Here is a 14,906-nt window from a genome sequence, read left to right on the forward strand (position 1 = left end):
GTCCTCACTCCGAGGGCGGGCGTTCGGCGATGAGCGTGTAGAGCACCGGCAGGAGCTGCCCGCTCACCCGGAACCGGTAGCGCCCGTCGGCGTCCGCGGCCTGGCCCCGGCCGAAGTCCAGCGGCGAGTCCAGGTGCTCGTCCAGCCGGACGACGCGCAGCCCGGCGGAGACCGCCGCCGTCACGATCTCGCCGAGGGAGTGCCCGAACTCCACCGTCGTGGTCGCCTCCGCCTCCGCGGCGTACGAGCCCGACGCCGCGAACTCGTGCGGGCCGTCGAAGGCGTACGGGAAGTCGAGGACCAGCGGGTCGACGGTGTCCACCATCTGCCACAGCGGGTGGATGTCCAAGAGGAGCAGCCGGCCGCCGGGCCGCAAGGTCGAGGCCACCGAACGCATCCACGCGCCGACGTCGGCGATCCAGCACAGGATCCCGACGGTGGCGTAAGCCAGGTCGAAGCCGTCCCGCAGCACCGGCGGCAGCGCGGCGGCGTCGGCCTCGACGAACCGGACGTCCACCTCGCAGCGGCGCGCCAGATCCCGCGCCTTCTCCAGCGCCACCGTCGAGAAGTCGGCACCCGTCACCCGGGCCCCGCGCCGCGCCAGCGACACGCTGTCGAAGCCGATGTGGCATTGGACATGCAGGACGTCCAGCCCGTCCACCTCGCCGACGGCAGCGGCCAGCCCGGCGCGCTCCACGTCGGTCAGCGAGTCCGCGCCCGCCACCAGTCCCGCGCTGTCGTAGTACGCGTCCTGCCCATGGACGGCGGCCCACACGTCCCAATTGACCCGGTTGCTGGCGCCCGCATCTCTGATCACGTAAGCGACGCTAGCTGATGTCTATTGCAGTGCCCTCGACGTCAAGCGTTGAACACCCTCCTTCAACGGGCGCTGTATTTATTGCACCGCCCTTGGCGTCAGGCGCTAGCGCGCCTTCCTTCGGCGGGCAATGCGGCGATCGCTGCATCGCTCCGACTCGCCTAGCGGCTCGCTGCGCGATCAGGTTCTCGCAGGCTCGAACCTGGCTTCGCACGCGATCGCAACGTTTCGGCCGACCGACAGTTACGGCTCGAACCTTGCCGCCGCCCGCTGAGGCCCTCCTCCTTGAGCCGCCGCTGCGCTCTTCGGCTGCCAGGGGGTGTCTCGGAGGATGGGAGCACGGCATGCCGCACGAGCGGCCCCGAAACCTGCCTCCCCAGGAGGTTCCGGGGCCGCTCTCGCTGCCCGGCGGACCGCGCCCGATCTCCGCTACAGAATTCGGGGGTCTCGCGCTCGGACAGCGTTCCCGCCCATGGACGCCGGGGGGACATCCACGGACGGGACCCACACGGCCGCCGGTTACGATTCCCGACCGTGTGAGCATTTGGCACGGGCCCCAGGGGGAGGAACGCCCACCCTCACCCCCGGGTCCCGGCCTGCCCACACGAACGCGCGCGGAATCGCGGCGACCGCGTGGGCCGTTCTCAGGGGCCCCCGTCACTGGCGGCGAGTTCCGACACCTTCTCGCCCGCCGCGCCGATCACCTCGTTGATCGTCGATTTGAGGAACCTGTGGTGCTCCATGTGCCGCTCCAGGACGAGCCACGCCACGCCCCACGCAAGGACGAGCGCGGATGTCGCGTCCCGCGCGGAAGCGTCCCTGAGCCGGGTCTCGGCCTCCTCCCGCGCGAACTCACAGATCGAACCGAGAAGCGCGGGCGGCATGCCCCGAGAGCGCCACACCTCCGCGAACGCCGCGACCACGTTCTCCACCATGTCCGCCGGACGGCGCAACTCCGCCGCCGTGTCGTGCGTCATGCCCGCCGCCGCCGCATTTCCATGATCGCCAGTTCCGCCGCGCCCCGCGGGTCCTGGGCCAGAGCAAGCCAGCCCGTCTGACCGTTCGCCCCGGGCGTCGTGATCCACCACTGCCCGTGCCTGCGGTCATAGGTGCACCCAAGCGTGAGCGTCCCCCCGATGCCGTCCACCCGGGACACCGCCAGCACCGGATACCCGCCCGCCTCCGCCAGCGCGCACGCCACGTCCTTCGCGCCAAGGACGCTGAAGTACGCCCGGACGGCCTTGAGCGCCTCCAGCCGCTCCGAATGAACCGCGGCGAGCGCATGGAGCAGGGCGGCGACCGAACGACTCATGTCCGCCTCCAAACCTCCTGGCCTGGACGAGAGCTGATCGTCTCGCGGCGGCTCGGTCCGCGTCTCTGGTCCCGGAGAGTGTCGTTTCGCGTGTGCGCCCATGCCTGGCATCACCGCGCCGCAGGACTCGCGGCATGCGCCGCGCGAGAGAGCCACGAGATACCGCACGTCCGGCGCCACCTCCACGCGAGGAGATCGACTTCGAGAGCGGCGAGAGCGCACGAAAGCCGCTCCGTGAGCTGACTATCGGACTTTTGGTTGATGTGTGGCATTCCGGATGTTGCTGACCTGCTGCCCATAATGACCTCCCGGGGCATTCTGTCCGCGAGCGATGTCGGCATTCCGTGGCACAGATTCGCACAGGCGGACTACAGTTCTCCTTATCTCGCGAGGCAAACGAGAGTCACGGAGGATTAATGATCACAACCGCAGAGTCAATAGACCCGATGGCTGACCTGTGGTCGCTTCTAGCTCGTACGCTGCGGATACACCGCAAGCAGCATCGGATGTCGCAGGCCGAGGTCGGGCGGCTCGTCGCAGCCGATCATAAGACCGTCTCGAATTGGGAGGCCAACCGGAATCATCCTCCCGTGGATGCTCTCCGAACTCTCGATGCAACATGGGGAACCGGCGGACTCTTTGAGGCGCTCCACCACTTCGCGAGCACCACACAGGCCCCCGCTCAGTTCCTCGCGTTCGCGGAGTACGAGTCACTTGCCACCGTCCTGCGGATCAACGGCGTAGCGTTCATCCCTGGACTGCTCCAAACACCCGCCTACGCCGAGACGGCCTTCACACTCGAAGGCCTACCGGACGTAGAGGGGCAAGTAGCTCAGCGGATGGCCCGACAAGCGGTCATCACTCGCGACGGCGCGCCATACGTGTCTGTGGTGCTGACGGAGAACGCACTACTCGTGATCCCGTCCTCGGCTCGTCTGGAGCAACTCACCCGCCTAACCGAAGTGGCGGACCTTCCCAACGTCACGCTTCGGCTGGTCCCGCTCAGCGCGGGCCCCCACCCCGGACTCGTAGGCGCTTTCTACCTGGCCACCACCCCAGAGAGAGAAGTCGGGTTTGTCGAGACTCCCGCGCGTGGAAGACTGGTGACCGAAACCGACGATCTACGCAGACTCACAGTCGCGTTTGATCGTGCCAGCGGGCACGCACTCTCAGCAGCGGCGACCCGCGAGAGACTCCGAGAGATGATCGAGGAACACAGCAATGATCCAGTGGAGGAAGTCCAGCCGTAGCGCCGACTCTGGGCAAGCGGACTGTGTCGAGCTGGCACGCCTGACCCGCGCGGTCGGCGTGCGTGACAGCAAGGACCCCGGCGGCCCCAAGGTCGCGCTCCCCGCCGCAAGCTTCCGCGACCTCGTAACCACCATCAAGCGCGGCGACCACGACATGCCGTAACCGGCCGACCGCACAAGCCCCGATCGCCTTGTCGTCGGGGCTTTGTGCTGTCTGTGGGGTGGCGTAGGCCAGGTCGCGGCGCTAGGCAGCCCGCCTCAACTCGATAGCCGCTGAACCCTCCCACGGAGGGAGGGCGCTAGGCCGCACGGGGGAGGTGTCAGGGCCGCGGCCGCCGGGATCGTGGACCTGCCACTCCAGGAAGGATGCCATGTTCCCGCTGAGCACGAAGGCCAAGGTCAAGCTGGTGCTGATCGCCGTCCTCACCGCCCTGATCGGCGGCGCGATGCTCGCCACCGGGTCGGGCGCCCCCGAGGCCGTCGCCACCACGAGCGTCCGATGATCGCCGTCCGTACACCGGCCGCACCGGTCGCGGCCGCTACGACCCGGGGACCGGTGCCGCGGTGGGCCGACTGGGCCGCGCAGGCCACGCTGTGGTGCGTGCTCCCGTCGGGCATCTGGCGGATCCTGTTCGGGCTGGGCCTCCCCGCGGGCTTCACCGGCTCCCTGGATCCGCAGAACGACTGGTTCGTGCTGCCCTACGTGATCGCCCTGACCGCCGTGTCGGAGGCGGTGGCCTTCCTCAGCCTGGGCCTCGTGCGGCCGTGGGGCGAGATCTGGCCGAGGTGGGTGCCGTTCCTGCGCGGCCGGACGATCCGTCCGATGACCGCGATCGTCCCGGCGGCGCTCGGCTCCGTCGCGCTGATGGCGCTCTGGACGCCTCTGATCCTCAGCTTCCAGCCGAGCGACGATCCGGAGATGCCGCACGGCGCCAAGGCGGTGATCCTCGCCGCCTGCTACCTGCCCCTGGTCGCGTGGGGCCCGCTGCTGGCGGCGGTGACGGCCGCCTACGCCGTCCGCCGCCACCGCCACGGATGACCGGTCCCCCGAGGGGGCACCATGGGACGGATGAAGCGCGAATACCTTCTGAGCAACCGGCAGGCCGAGGCGGGCCTCCGCTTCGAGGCCATCGCGGAGCTGTTCGACCCGTGGACGTTCCGGCACATGGACGAGCTGGGCGTCGAGGCGGGGTGGCGGTGCTGGGAGGTCGGCGCCGGCGGGCCGTCCATCCCGCGATGGCTGGCCGGGCGGGTCGGCGCGCGGGGCCGGGTTCTGGCCACCGACATCGACGTCTCCTGGGCGCGGCCGGCGGCCGGGGCCGTGGTGGAAGTGCGGCGGCATGACGTCATCGAGGACGAGGCGCCCGCCGAGACGTTCGACCTCGTCCATGCGCGCCTGCTCCTGGTCCACCTGGCCGACCGCGACCAGGCGCTCCGGACGATGATAGGGGCGCTGCGCCCGGGCGGCGTCCTGCTCATCGAGGACGCCGACCCGGCGCTGCAACCGCTGGCCTGCCTCGACGAGCACGGCCCCGAGGAGCGGCTGGCCAACCGGCTCCGCGCCGGATTCCGGACGCTGCTGGCCGGTCGCGGCGCCGACCTGGCCTATGGCCGCACGCTTCCCCGCCTGCTCCGGGAGGCCGGGCTGGACGACGTGCGCGCCGACGCCTTCTTCCCCCTCACCTCTCCCGCCTGCGGCCGGTTGGAGGCCGCCACCATCACGCAGGTCCGCCACGAGCTCATCGCCGGCGGCCACGCCACCGAAGTGGAGATCGACCGCCACCTCGCCGCCATCGCCGCAGGCCGCCTCGACATCACGCTCGCGCCCCTCATCTCCGCATGGGCACGCAAACCCGCCTAGGAGCAGGTATCCCGGTCGGGGCCGGGGCGGCGCGCCTCTTCCCGCCGTCCTTCCATGTCGGCCTCCTCGGGAAACGGGCCGATCCTCACCGCCCGGTCGTACCGCCATCAAGGACGCTGTGTCCCCCTCACCCAGGGCCGGATCGTCCAGAGAACGGCCGAGTTTGGTACTGCGCAATCGAGAATCCCATTCAAAACTCCTGCTTGGACTAGAAGATCTCCTTGAACATGGCCGCGCCCTCGGCCTCGGCGTTTTCGTAGTTGCTGGCCATCCTGCGCAGCGCGTTGGCGATCTCCTTCATGCGCGGCTGGCCCTCGCGGCACCAACATCCTTTACCTAACGAACCAACGCTATTCGACTCAATGATCCGGTCTCGTGCGCGCCCGGTGCGGATAGCCTGTGCTGGTATGAAACGTATCGACCTTGTCCCTGGGCGTACCGAGGCGCTGATGTGGGCGGCCGTGGCGGAGGTCAGTCTCGGCGGGACACTTTTCGCCTGGCTCATCGTTCCAGACGCCGCCGACAAGCAGCTCTTCGGGGGAAGCGGCTCGATCGGCGCGCTGATCGTGGCATTGGTGACGGTATCGGTCGGGCTTGTCGCGGTTGTGATCGCCCGCCGGACGTCGCCGACCGTCCGCTGGGGTGTGGCGCTGCCCTGCGGTGTGGTAGGAGGGGTCGTGGCGATCGTCGCACTTGGCGACCTGACAAGTGGAATGTTCTCCTGGATAGCGCTTGTGCTGGCAGTGATCGGTATGGAGTGGGTCGCCCGGTATCTCAGCCGGGTCGGCTCCTCAAAGAAACGCTAATTGTCAAGACCCGGTGAGTTGTCTATTCGGAGGGGTGAATCGAGCCGACCCGCCGGGACGCGTCTGGCGCCACTCCTGACCTGCGTCGTAGTTGGCCAAGTTCCCGGGTGGTGTCGGACCGCCCTCGATGGGCGAGGTCATCGCTGCACCTCCAGTGCGTCCAGTAGCGATTGGTAGCTCGTGGGCGGCCGGCCCCGATCGCTGCCGGGATGCCGAGCTCGGCGAGGACACCGCGTTCGCGACCAGGCCGGAACTCGCCGCCCGCATGATCGCCCAGTTCCTGGACGCCGGCCATCGCATCCCGTGGGTCACGGGCGACGAGGTCTACGGCGGCAGCCCGAAGCTGCGGGCCGCACTGGAGCAGCGCGGCACCGGCTACGTCGCCTGTTCATCGCGCTCGTCATCCGAAGCGTCCAGGACGCGGCCCACCGGCTCAACTGGGTCGACCTGCGCCGCCGATCCGGTGCACACTGGGCCAGTGCGCCAAGCATTCGCCCACGAGGCGGTCCTCGTCATGGGAGCGGACGACGATGTGCGAGCACCCGGCGCAGCCATCACGGTCGCGCTGTGCGGGCACTGGGAACACGAGCCGCCGTGCCCGCTGGCCCCGCATCACACCGCTGCGGAACGGTCCGGCTCGGAGGTAAGGCTACGCGTGCTCTTCGCCACCGATCCCACATCTGAGGCCGATGTCCGCAGCCGGATCGAGGAAGCCTTGTCCCAGGGGCCGGACGGCGTCACCACGCGCTGGCGGTTTCGCAGCGCACGGCCCAGCCCCGTCCGGAAAGACGAGGCCGAGCACGCCGAACGACTCATCCAGACCTGAGAACCTCGATCCCCGAGACGTTGCCCAGCAATGTGATCACGATCTACGGCTGTCGTACTCGTCCGCTGGTTTGAGGACGACCCGTTCGGTGCCGAAGTCGGCGACGACCTCCAGGCGGCCGCCGAGCGCCCGCACGTAGGCGGCGAGCGCGGGGATGTCGGTGGCGCCGGGCTCGGCGTGCTCGACCGCCGCCACCCGTTCTTCCTGGACGTTCATGTGCCCGGCCACCTGCGCCCGCGTGAGGCCGGACCGGCGGCGGAGTTTCGTCAGGGGCCACACCCGGTTGCGGGCGATCAGCCGAGCCGCCCCGGCCGTCATTTCCGGCGCGTCATCGGGAAAGAACGCGTCGAGGAACGACTGCTTGGAATAGGCGGCGGAAAGGGCTTCATCTTCACTCGGTGGTGTCGGGCCGCGCCATTGGCTGCGGTCTCCTGCTGCTAGCAGTACGACGGTGTTCGGAGGCGTGATCACGAAAAGGAGGCGGACGTCCTGGCCCGTCAGCGCGGCCAACCGCAATTCGTGGAGGTCAGCGGAATTCTCAGGTCGGCCGGGCGGGGTGCCGCCCGCCGCCAGTGCTTCCCGCTCCAATTCCTTGGCACCGTCCCGAAGCGACTCGGCGGCCGACCGGGCGGCGGCGATCACCTCGTCCGTGTCCGATACCGAGCCGTCGCCCTCCCCGATTTCGGTGAGGACCTCTTCAATGTCCGCTTGAGCCCGTCCGGCGATGTAGGTGTCCTTGACGGCCTCCTTGCGGATGCGGAAAGCCTCCACCTTGGCCTGAACGCGCTGGGCGGCGAGGGTGGCCCTCTCCTCCTCGGCTTGCCGGTCGAGGAGGAGCCCGCGCAGGTCGGCGAGCTCGTCCCGGGCGACGGCCTCGTACATGCGGACCTGTTCGGCGAGACCGTCCACGCCGGACGCCGCCGCCCTTTCGCCTTGCGTCGCGAGTTTGTCCGCCCGGGCCTCCAGCGAATCGATCTGGAGCTCCAGCCGCTTGCGGGAGGTCGCGATATCGGCGACGCCCCGGCGGATTCTCTGGAGCAGTTCGAGCTGGTGACGATAGGACTGGTCGAGCGCGGCCGCCGGATCGCGGGCCTCCAGCGTCGACCCGACCGCGACGACGAGGGGAGGCCCTAAACCGGGCCCCTCGTCCAAGAGCGCGATGACCGCCTCGCCGACCAGCCGGGCCGCCGGAAGATCGTGCGTCCGGAGATCGGTCAACCAGTCATGGAATTCCTCGGACATCTGCAGTCGGTAGCCCATTCTTCCCGTCCCGTCAGATCGCAGCGCCTATCCGTACTGTGCCATGCGCGCGCGGCGAATCCCCCGGACGGAAAGCGCGGGGACGGCGGCCATCAGCGGTGGGTGAGGATCACGGCTCCTCCCTCGTCCGGAATACCGGCGGCGAGCGGCTGCGAGGTGCCGGGGAGGCGGGCGAGCGCGGACATCTGGAGGTCCGTGGCCCCGGGCACCCGGATGGGGGTCCGCTGCCATCTCCCCGCGGCCGAACGGTGGACGAGCGCGGGCTGGAAGCCGTTGACGTCGGTCGAGCCGAGGAACCATGCGCCGCCGTGGTCGTCGGGTACCGGCGCGGCTCCGTAGGCCCATGGCCCCGTGGCCTTCGCCGCCTTCTCGTATCGCCAGCCACGGCCGTCGAAGCGCAGCAGGAAAGCACTGTCGCGGGTCACGCTCGGGCCGGCCACACCGCCGGTGACCCAGACGCCGTCCTTTGCGGCGGCGACGGCGAGGTAGGAGGTCGCCGGGCTCAGCGAGTTCCGCACCTTGCGGGGTAGCGCCCCGCCGACCGGGATCAGCCGCCATTTCTTACCGTCGTAGTGCCCGACGGCCGGTCCGGACCCGTTCCGCCATCCGACGGCCCAGATGTCGGTGGCCGAGCGCACGGCGCTATGGGAGACCACGAAGGGCGCCGGGACGCTGGTCCATTTCTTGCCCGTGTAGCGCCAGGCGGCGGCACGGCCCGTCATCCCCTTTGTGCCGAAGACCCACACGTCCTGGCGTCCGGCGACGGCCATGTCGGTGATGGAGGTCCCCGCCAGCCGCCCGGTCACCGCCCAGGACCGCCCGTCCCAGCGCATGGCCACGGCGGGCGTCCCCTCACCGGCGGTCACGGCCCAGACGTCGTCCGACGAGGACGCGCCCGCCGCCGCGACGGCACCGGCCCGCCCGGCGGGCATCGCCACCTGCCGCCAGGCGTTGCCATCCCACCGCATCGCGGCCGGCCATTGGACGGCGGCGCGGTCGCCTTTCGCGCCGAACACCCACGCGCCGCGCGGCCCGGTCGGGACGATCCGCGGCCCGTAGGCCCCATAGGTGAACGACGGCGCTCTCGCGACGACGCGCCACTGGGCAACGGTCTTCGCCGCGCCGGCTTTCACCGCCCCGGTTTTCGCGGCCCCGGTCTTCGCCTCGCCGGTCGCCGCCGACACCGCGACCGCCACCCCGGCTGCCAGCGTGCACGAGCAGGCCGCACCGATGGCGATCAGCCGATATGTCTTTTTCATGGGCCTCCAATCCAAGAATCGCCTAATTGTCGCGACGCGGACCGGGCGGGAGATGGGCGCGGGTACTCAGCCGGTGGCGGGCCCGGCAGGGAAACGGCTGAGTATCCGTACTCATGCCATTCGGTGATCGTCCTGGTCGATAACCCCGCGCATTAGGGCGGCTCGCCTGGGATACTTCCGCTGTGCCCGGAATTGGACCGCCGCCCGCGCTGGAGATCGTGATCCTGGGGCCGGTCGCCGTCCGGCGCGGGGACGGCGGCGCAGTGGGGATCGGCCGGCCGCTGGAGCGCGCGGTCCTGGCCCGCCTGGCCCTGGCGCGGGGCCGTCCGGTGCCGGACGAGCGGCTCGCCGCCGACCTGTGGGGCGACGGCGATCTCGCGCGGCCCGCCGGGCGGCTGCGCGTGCTGGTGTCCCGGCTGCGCACGGCCCTGGACTCGGCGGTCGGCAAAGGCGGGTTCACGCTCGCGCGCACACCCGGCGGATACGCGCTGGACGCCCGCCCGGCCGATCTGGAGGCCGCCCGGTCGGCCGCCGACCGGGCGCACGCCGCCGCGCGAACGGGTGACCACGCCGCCGTGCGCGCGGCCGCCGCCGAGGCGCTCGGGCTGTGGCGGGGGCCGTCGCTCGCGGACGTGCGGGGCGTCCCGTTCGGGGCGTCCGAGGGCGAGCGGCTGGACGCCTGGCGCCTGGACCTGCTGGTCGAGCGCCTCGCGGCGGACCTGGAGACCGGCTCGTCCGCACAGGTCCGCGACGAGTTGGGCCGGCTGTGCGCCGAGCATCCGCTGAACGAGCGGCTGGCGTGCCTGCTCGCGCTCGCGCTCTACCGGGACGGCCGCCAGGCCGACGCGCTGGCCCGGCTGGCCGGGCTCCGGCGGGCGCTCGCCGACGTGCTGGGCGTGGATCCGGCGCCGCAGACCGTCGAGATGGAGATGCGGCTGCTCCGCCAGGACCCGTCCCTGTCGCCCGTCGCCGCGGAACCGGTGCGGCTGCCCCGTCCGGTGACGAGCTTCGTCGGACGGGACGCCGACCGGGCCTCGCTGCTGGAGCGGCTGGCGCGGCCGAGCCTCGTGACGGTGGTCGGCGAGCCCGGCAGCGGCAAGTCGCGGCTGGCGGTGGAGGTCGCGCGCGAGGTGGCGGCGGCCGGGAGGGCCGTGACGCTGGTGGAGCTGGCCCCGCTGCGGGGCGAGGACGCCGCGGTGGCGGCGCTGGCGGCGGCAGCGGGCGTCGAGGGCGCGGCGGCCGATCCGGTCGCCGCCTGCGCCGCCGCGCTCGACGGGGGCCTGTTGGTGCTGGACAACGCCGAGCATCTCGTGGACCAGGTCGCGGAGGCGGCCGGGCGGCTGCTGGACGGCGCGCGCCGCCTGACCGTCCTGGTCACCTCGCAGCGGCCGCTGCTCATCGCCGGTGAGGAGCCCTACCGGCTGGGGCCGCTGGACCCGTCCGCCGCCGCGCGCCTGTTCGAGGACCGGCGCGTCGCCGACGCCCCGTCCGACCCGTCCGTCGTCGGCGCGATCTGCGCCGCCGTGGACCACCTGCCGCTGGGCGTGGAGCTGGCCGCCGGCCTCACCCGGACGCTGACCGTCCGGCAGCTCGCCGAGCGGGTGGACGACCGGCTGCGGCTGCTGGTCGGGGGCCGCCGGGACGCGGGCGGGCGGCACGCCAGCCTGCGGGCGGCCCTGGACTGGAGCCACGACCTGCTGCCCGCGCGCGAGCGCGTGCTGCTGCGCAGGGTCGCGGTGTTCAGCGGCGGCTTCTCGCTGGAGGCCGCCGAGCGGGTGGCGGCGGCGCCCGACCTGGAACCGGCGCTGGACGTGAGGGACGTCGCGCCCGCGATCACCGAGCTGGCCGACCGCAGCCTGATCACCGTGGAGGGACGGTCCGGCGGGCGCCGCTTCGGGCTGCTGGAGACCGTCCGCGACCACGCCTCGGCGAAGCTGGACGAGGCGGGCGAGACCGGGGCGGTCAGGGCCGGGCACCTGGCGTGGTGCCTGGCCCACGTCCGCGCGGCGGGCCAAGAGGACGACTTCGCGTCGGCGGAGGCGGTCGCCCAGGTCTTCCAGGAGTGGCCGAACCTGCGCGACGCGCTGGAGCACGCGCCCGGCACCGGCCGCGCCGCCGAGGGCCTGCGGCTGGCGCTGGAACTGAACACCCCGTGGCTCGTCCGGGGCTGGTACGCCGAGGCCCGGCGGCATCTGGCGGCGCTGGCCGGGGCGCCGGGCGCCGAGCCGGCCGAGCGGGCGGCGGCGCTGAGCGACCACGGGTTCGCCTGCGCGATGGTAGGACGGCTGGAGGAGGCCGCCGAGCTGCTGGAACGCGCGGCCGGGCTCGCCGCCCGCATCGACGACGACGGGCTGGCGATGACGGTGCTCTACCACCGGGGGATCGTGGAGATCGAGCGCGGCCGCCTGCGGGAGGCGTTCGCACCGCTGCTGGCCGGTGAGGAACTGGCGCGCAAGGCCGCCCACGAGCAGCGCATGGCGGCGTTCGCCGACGCCCTCGGCACGCTCCAGCTGTACGCGGGCCGTCCGGAGGAGGCGTACGAGCGCTACGGGGCGGGGCTCGCCGCCGACCGGGCGCTCGGCGACGAGCACGGGCTGGCCCGCGGCCTGAGCAATCAGGCGCAGGCACTGCTCGACCTCGGCCGCGTCGAGGCGGCCGTGGAACGCGCCACCGAGTCCGACCGGTACGCCCGCAGGCTGGACGACCGCCACATCCTCCCGCTGAACGAGCTGATCCGTGGGAACGCCGCGCGGATCCGGGGGGACCTCGCGGCCGCCGAGTCGTCCCTGCGCGCCGCCCTCGCCCACGCCGAGGAGTCCAGCGACGGGCCCGGCATGGCGCACATCGACCTCGCCGACGTGCTGGTGAGGCGCGGCGCGCTCGACGAGGCCGCCGGACTCCTCAAGGCGGTGTACGCGCAGACCACCGAGCACAGCACGCCCTGGCTCGCCGCCCGCACGGTCTCCGCCGCCCTGTTCCTGGCACGCGGCGAGCACGAGGCCGCCCGCGAGGTCGCCGAGACCGCCGCCGCCGCGCACGAGGCCGGCGGGTTCGGCTGGCGCCGCTACGTCGAGCGGCTCCGCACGGTCACCGACGCGCTCGCCGCGGAACCGTCCTGAGACACCCGTGAAAGGCCGGTGAAACGCCCCGCCCGCAGGGTGGACGTCGTCCGCCATGCGAACGCGACTAGGGGAACACATGAACGGTGGAAGAGCTCACAGGCCGGGGATCTTCCGGATCGGCTGCGGCGCCGCGGCGCTCGTCCTGGCGTCGTCGGCCTGCGGCGCGCTCGACACGGACTTCGGCGGCGGCGAGAAGGACGGCGCCGCCGGTCAAGGCGGCGGGCAGGGCGGCGGCCGGGGCGGCGGGGTCGTCGCCCTGCCCGTCTCGTCCGCCTTCCATGTCGAGGGCCGCGGCATGCGGCTGGTCCGCTCGGGCGAGCGGGAGGCGGTCCTGCAGTTCGAGCTGTTCAACGGCACGCGGGACGAGGTGGCGCCCGAGGACCTGGGCATCGACGCCCGCGAGCAGCTCCTCGGCCTGGTCGACCCGTCCCACGGCACGGCGTACGCGCCGATCGGGACGGGCGGCGCGGACGCGCTCGTCGGCAGCGGCGACGCGATCGGCCCCGGCGGGTCCGGGACGGTGACAGCGGTGTTCTCAGCCCCGCCGAAGGAGACCACCGAGATGCTCGTCGCGGTCAGCGGCCTGCTGCCCGCGCGGGTGAAGGTCCAGCCGCAGGGGGCGGACGGCCTCAAGGACGACGCCGTCCTGCACGCCCGCCGCGCCGAGCGCCGGGTGGAACCGCTGGTCTGCAAGACCGGCAAGGCGGGGCCGCAGGCGACGGTGGGCTTCCGGCTGTCCAGCGACGTGCTGTTCGCGTTCGGCAGCGCCACGCTCCTGCCTGACGCGCAGTCCGCGCTCGAAGGGATCGCCGAGCAGCTCAAGGAGGTGGGCGGCAACCTGGCCGTGGAAGGCCACACCGACGCGATCGGGGACGAGCCGTCCAACCAGCGGCTATCGCAGCAACGGGCGGCCGCCGTGGTGGCGGCCCTGCGCGGCAGGCTGGACGGCGCGGTCGCCTACCGCGCCGACGGGGCGGGCGAGACCCGTCCGATCGCGCCCAACGCCCGTCCGGGCGGCGGCGACAATCCCGACGGACGCGCACAGAACCGGCGTGTGGAGCTCCAGTTGACCCTCGCGCCCTCGGCCTCGGCCTCGGCGGCACCGGCCCCGAACGGCGGCACCGGCCTGGCGGACGCGGGCCTGCGCTGGAGGGTGGACCGGGTCGAGCGGCTGGCGGGCCACGTCCTGGCGCAGGTCAAGGTCAGCAACCCCACCGCCAGAGCGCTCCCGCTCGACTTCGAGAACCACTACTCCCCCGAGGACGCGCCCACCCCCGGCCGGGTGACGGCGTCCGACCAGGGCACCCGCCTGCGCTACGAGCCCTGCCGCTTCCTGGCGCCCACCTACTACGACTTCATCGGCAACCTCGGGCAGAACTTCACCCCGAAGGACGCGGGCTCGGTCCCGCCGGGCGCCGAGGTGATCCTGTGGAGCCTGCTCGCCGCTCCCCCGCAGCAGACCGGTTCGATGGACGTCCAGGTCACCGGCTTCCCTCAGCCCCAACCCGCCGAGATCGCGACCGGCTGAGTCCACTCAATCCCGGCCCAGCGGGCTCGCCTAGCGGCTCACCCGCTGACCGTGCTTGGGCGGGCGCGACATCGCTTCGCGATCTTTCCGGGGATGCTCGCCTCCGGCTTCGCATCCCCGGTCAGGGCGCGCGCCCGCGTGATCGGTGAGGTCGCCGCGCACGCGCGCCGGGAGGGCGGGGCGTGCGTCCGGCGGGGTCAGTCGATGGTGTGGCCGCCGTTGACGGTGACGCGCTCGCCGGTGATGTAGCCGGCCTCGTCCGACGCCAGGAAGGCGACGGCGGCCGCGACGTCCTTGGGGGTGCCGATCCGTCCGAGCGGCAGGTCGGCGATGTAGCTTCCGCGTTCCTCGGCGCCGACGTCGGCGTGCCGCTCGACCGGGATGAAGCCGGGCGCGACCAGGTTCACGGTGATCCCGTGCGGCCCGAGCTCACGCGCCCAGGACCGGGTGAGCCCGATCTGGGCGCCCTTGGCGGCGACGTAGGCGGACATCCTGGGCAGCGCCCGCTCGAACATGTCGGACCCGATATGAATGATCCGCCCGCCGCGCCGCGCCTTCATTCCGGGCAGCACCGCCTGCACCAGCAGCGTCGGGCTCTTGACGAAGAACCGCAGCTGATCCAGGTGCGACTCCCAGGTCAGGTCCTCGACCGCGATGGCGGGCTGCGGGCCGGTGGCGTTGATGACCAGCGCCTCGACCGGCCCCAGCCGTCCGCCGACCGCGCTCACCAGCCCGGCCACCGCGTCCTCGTCGGTGACGTCGGCGCTGAACGTGCTCGAAGAGCCGGTCGACGTCGGTGGTGTAGACGTTGAGCCGGACGAGGTTCGCGAGGGACATGCCGGCCTCGCCGAGCACGGCCTCCAGG

15 protein-coding genes and 1 pseudogene are annotated in these 14,906 nt (G+C 72.1%); 9 read left to right on the plus strand and 7 right to left on the minus strand.

Annotation, left to right across the window (positions count from 1 at the left end; genetic code table 11):
- Positions 1-4: 4 nt before the first annotated feature.
- The 3 genes from E1298_RS18040 to E1298_RS18050 all read right to left on the minus strand — a co-directional run bounded on the left by E1298_RS18040 (position 5) and on the right by E1298_RS18050 (position 2,129).
- Positions 5-817 (minus strand): class I SAM-dependent methyltransferase, encoded by an 813-nt coding sequence (locus E1298_RS18040; protein WP_207944699.1) that lies wholly within the window; start codon positions 815-817, stop codon positions 5-7.
- 644 nt (positions 818-1,461) lie between these two features.
- A complete protein-coding gene (locus E1298_RS18045) occupies positions 1,462-1,794 on the minus strand; it encodes a hypothetical protein (RefSeq protein ID WP_131894688.1) in 333 nt (110 codons plus the stop codon).
- Positions 1,791-2,129, minus strand: a complete 339-nt coding sequence (locus E1298_RS18050; RefSeq protein WP_131894690.1) for a hypothetical protein — start codon at positions 2,127-2,129, stop codon at positions 1,791-1,793. Before E1298_RS18050 ends, E1298_RS18045 begins: the two co-directional genes overlap by 4 nt.
- Before the next feature lie 506 nt (positions 2,130-2,635).
- Here E1298_RS18050 and E1298_RS18055 point away from each other — a divergent pair.
- The 7 genes from E1298_RS18055 (at position 2,636) to E1298_RS51810 (ending at position 6,872) form a co-directional block, all read left to right on the plus strand.
- Positions 2,636-3,379 (plus strand): DUF5753 domain-containing protein, encoded by a 744-nt coding sequence (locus E1298_RS18055; protein WP_165975522.1) that lies wholly within the window; start codon positions 2,636-2,638, stop codon positions 3,377-3,379.
- Positions 3,351-3,542, plus strand: coding sequence for a DUF397 domain-containing protein (locus E1298_RS18060; protein WP_131894694.1), 192 nt, complete (start codon positions 3,351-3,353; stop codon positions 3,540-3,542). The genes E1298_RS18055 and E1298_RS18060 overlap by 29 nt, the downstream gene beginning before the upstream one ends.
- Before the next feature lie 208 nt (positions 3,543-3,750).
- Complete coding sequence (locus tag E1298_RS51200; RefSeq protein ID WP_279498656.1) at positions 3,751-3,882, plus strand: hypothetical protein; 132 nt, start codon at positions 3,751-3,753, stop codon at positions 3,880-3,882.
- Positions 3,879-4,418, plus strand: a complete 540-nt coding sequence (locus tag E1298_RS18065; protein ID WP_131894696.1) for a hypothetical protein — start codon at positions 3,879-3,881, stop codon at positions 4,416-4,418. Before E1298_RS51200 ends, E1298_RS18065 begins: the two co-directional genes overlap by 4 nt.
- A 30-nt stretch (positions 4,419-4,448) precedes the next feature.
- Complete coding sequence (locus tag E1298_RS18070) at positions 4,449-5,240, plus strand: methyltransferase domain-containing protein (protein ID WP_207944700.1); 792 nt, start codon at positions 4,449-4,451, stop codon at positions 5,238-5,240.
- Positions 5,241-5,647: 407 nt separating this feature from the next.
- Positions 5,648-6,046 (plus strand): hypothetical protein, encoded by a 399-nt coding sequence (locus tag E1298_RS18075; protein ID WP_131894700.1) that lies wholly within the window; start codon positions 5,648-5,650, stop codon positions 6,044-6,046.
- A 127-nt stretch (positions 6,047-6,173) separates the two neighbouring features.
- On the plus strand, positions 6,174-6,872 hold the full coding sequence (locus tag E1298_RS51810; RefSeq protein ID WP_424923095.1) for a transposase: 699 nt from the start codon (positions 6,174-6,176) through the stop codon (positions 6,870-6,872).
- 36 nt (positions 6,873-6,908) lie between these two features.
- Here E1298_RS51810 and E1298_RS49510 read toward each other — a convergent pair whose 3' ends face one another.
- Entirely contained in the window at positions 6,909-8,114 is a 1,206-nt protein-coding gene (locus E1298_RS49510; protein WP_131894702.1) for a PspA/IM30 family protein, read from the minus strand.
- Positions 8,115-8,224: 110 nt separating this feature from the next.
- Positions 8,225-9,391: a hypothetical protein gene (locus tag E1298_RS18095; RefSeq protein WP_131894704.1), complete on the minus strand. Its 1,167-nt coding sequence runs from the start codon at positions 9,389-9,391 to the stop codon at positions 8,225-8,227.
- A gap of 182 nt (positions 9,392-9,573) precedes the next feature.
- Between E1298_RS18095 and E1298_RS18100 the strand changes: the two genes are divergently transcribed.
- Both E1298_RS18100 and E1298_RS18105 read left to right on the plus strand, forming a co-directional pair.
- Positions 9,574-12,510 (plus strand): AfsR/SARP family transcriptional regulator, encoded by a 2,937-nt coding sequence (locus tag E1298_RS18100; RefSeq protein ID WP_131894706.1) that lies wholly within the window; start codon positions 9,574-9,576, stop codon positions 12,508-12,510.
- A 79-nt stretch (positions 12,511-12,589) separates the two neighbouring features.
- A complete protein-coding gene (locus E1298_RS18105; protein WP_131894708.1) occupies positions 12,590-14,041 on the plus strand; it encodes an OmpA family protein in 1,452 nt (483 codons plus the stop codon).
- A gap of 197 nt (positions 14,042-14,238) precedes the next feature.
- Here the strand turns inward: E1298_RS18105 and E1298_RS18110 are convergent, their stop codons facing one another.
- Together E1298_RS18110 and E1298_RS50390 are read right to left on the minus strand one after the other, a co-directional pair.
- A complete protein-coding gene (locus E1298_RS18110) occupies positions 14,239-14,781 on the minus strand; it encodes an SDR family oxidoreductase (protein ID WP_243725644.1) in 543 nt (180 codons plus the stop codon).
- Positions 14,771-14,906, minus strand: a pseudogene (locus E1298_RS50390) (RidA family protein); the annotation flags it as partial. The gene E1298_RS18110 and the pseudogene E1298_RS50390, both read right to left, overlap by 11 nt.

This window comes from Actinomadura rubrisoli (assembly GCF_004349215.1).
Lineage (GTDB): Bacteria > Actinomycetota > Actinomycetes > Streptosporangiales > Streptosporangiaceae > Spirillospora > Spirillospora rubrisoli.

Excerpts from the sequence above, each read along its gene's own strand:
- E1298_RS18045 (WP_131894688.1), bottom strand. The coding sequence starts at position 1,794 with ATGACGCACGACACGGCGGCGGAGTTGCGCCGTCCGGCGGACATGGTG.
- E1298_RS18050 (WP_131894690.1), bottom strand. The coding sequence starts at position 2,129 with ATGAGTCGTTCGGTCGCCGCCCTGCTCCATGCGCTCGCCGCGGTTCAT.
- E1298_RS18055 (WP_165975522.1), top strand. The coding sequence starts at position 2,636 with ATGTCGCAGGCCGAGGTCGGGCGGCTCGTCGCAGCCGATCATAAGACC.
- E1298_RS18060 (WP_131894694.1), top strand. The coding sequence starts at position 3,351 with ATGATCCAGTGGAGGAAGTCCAGCCGTAGCGCCGACTCTGGGCAAGCG.
- E1298_RS51200 (WP_279498656.1), top strand. The coding sequence starts at position 3,751 with ATGTTCCCGCTGAGCACGAAGGCCAAGGTCAAGCTGGTGCTGATCGCC.
- E1298_RS18065 (WP_131894696.1), top strand. The coding sequence starts at position 3,879 with ATGATCGCCGTCCGTACACCGGCCGCACCGGTCGCGGCCGCTACGACC.
- E1298_RS18070 (WP_207944700.1), top strand. The coding sequence starts at position 4,449 with ATGAAGCGCGAATACCTTCTGAGCAACCGGCAGGCCGAGGCGGGCCTC.
- E1298_RS18075 (WP_131894700.1), top strand. The coding sequence starts at position 5,648 with ATGAAACGTATCGACCTTGTCCCTGGGCGTACCGAGGCGCTGATGTGG.
- E1298_RS51810 (WP_424923095.1), top strand. The coding sequence starts at position 6,174 with ATGGGCGAGGTCATCGCTGCACCTCCAGTGCGTCCAGTAGCGATTGGT.
- E1298_RS49510 (WP_131894702.1), bottom strand. The coding sequence starts at position 8,114 with ATGTCCGAGGAATTCCATGACTGGTTGACCGATCTCCGGACGCACGAT.
- E1298_RS18095 (WP_131894704.1), bottom strand. The coding sequence starts at position 9,391 with ATGAAAAAGACATATCGGCTGATCGCCATCGGTGCGGCCTGCTCGTGC.
- E1298_RS18105 (WP_131894708.1), top strand. The coding sequence starts at position 12,590 with ATGAACGGTGGAAGAGCTCACAGGCCGGGGATCTTCCGGATCGGCTGC.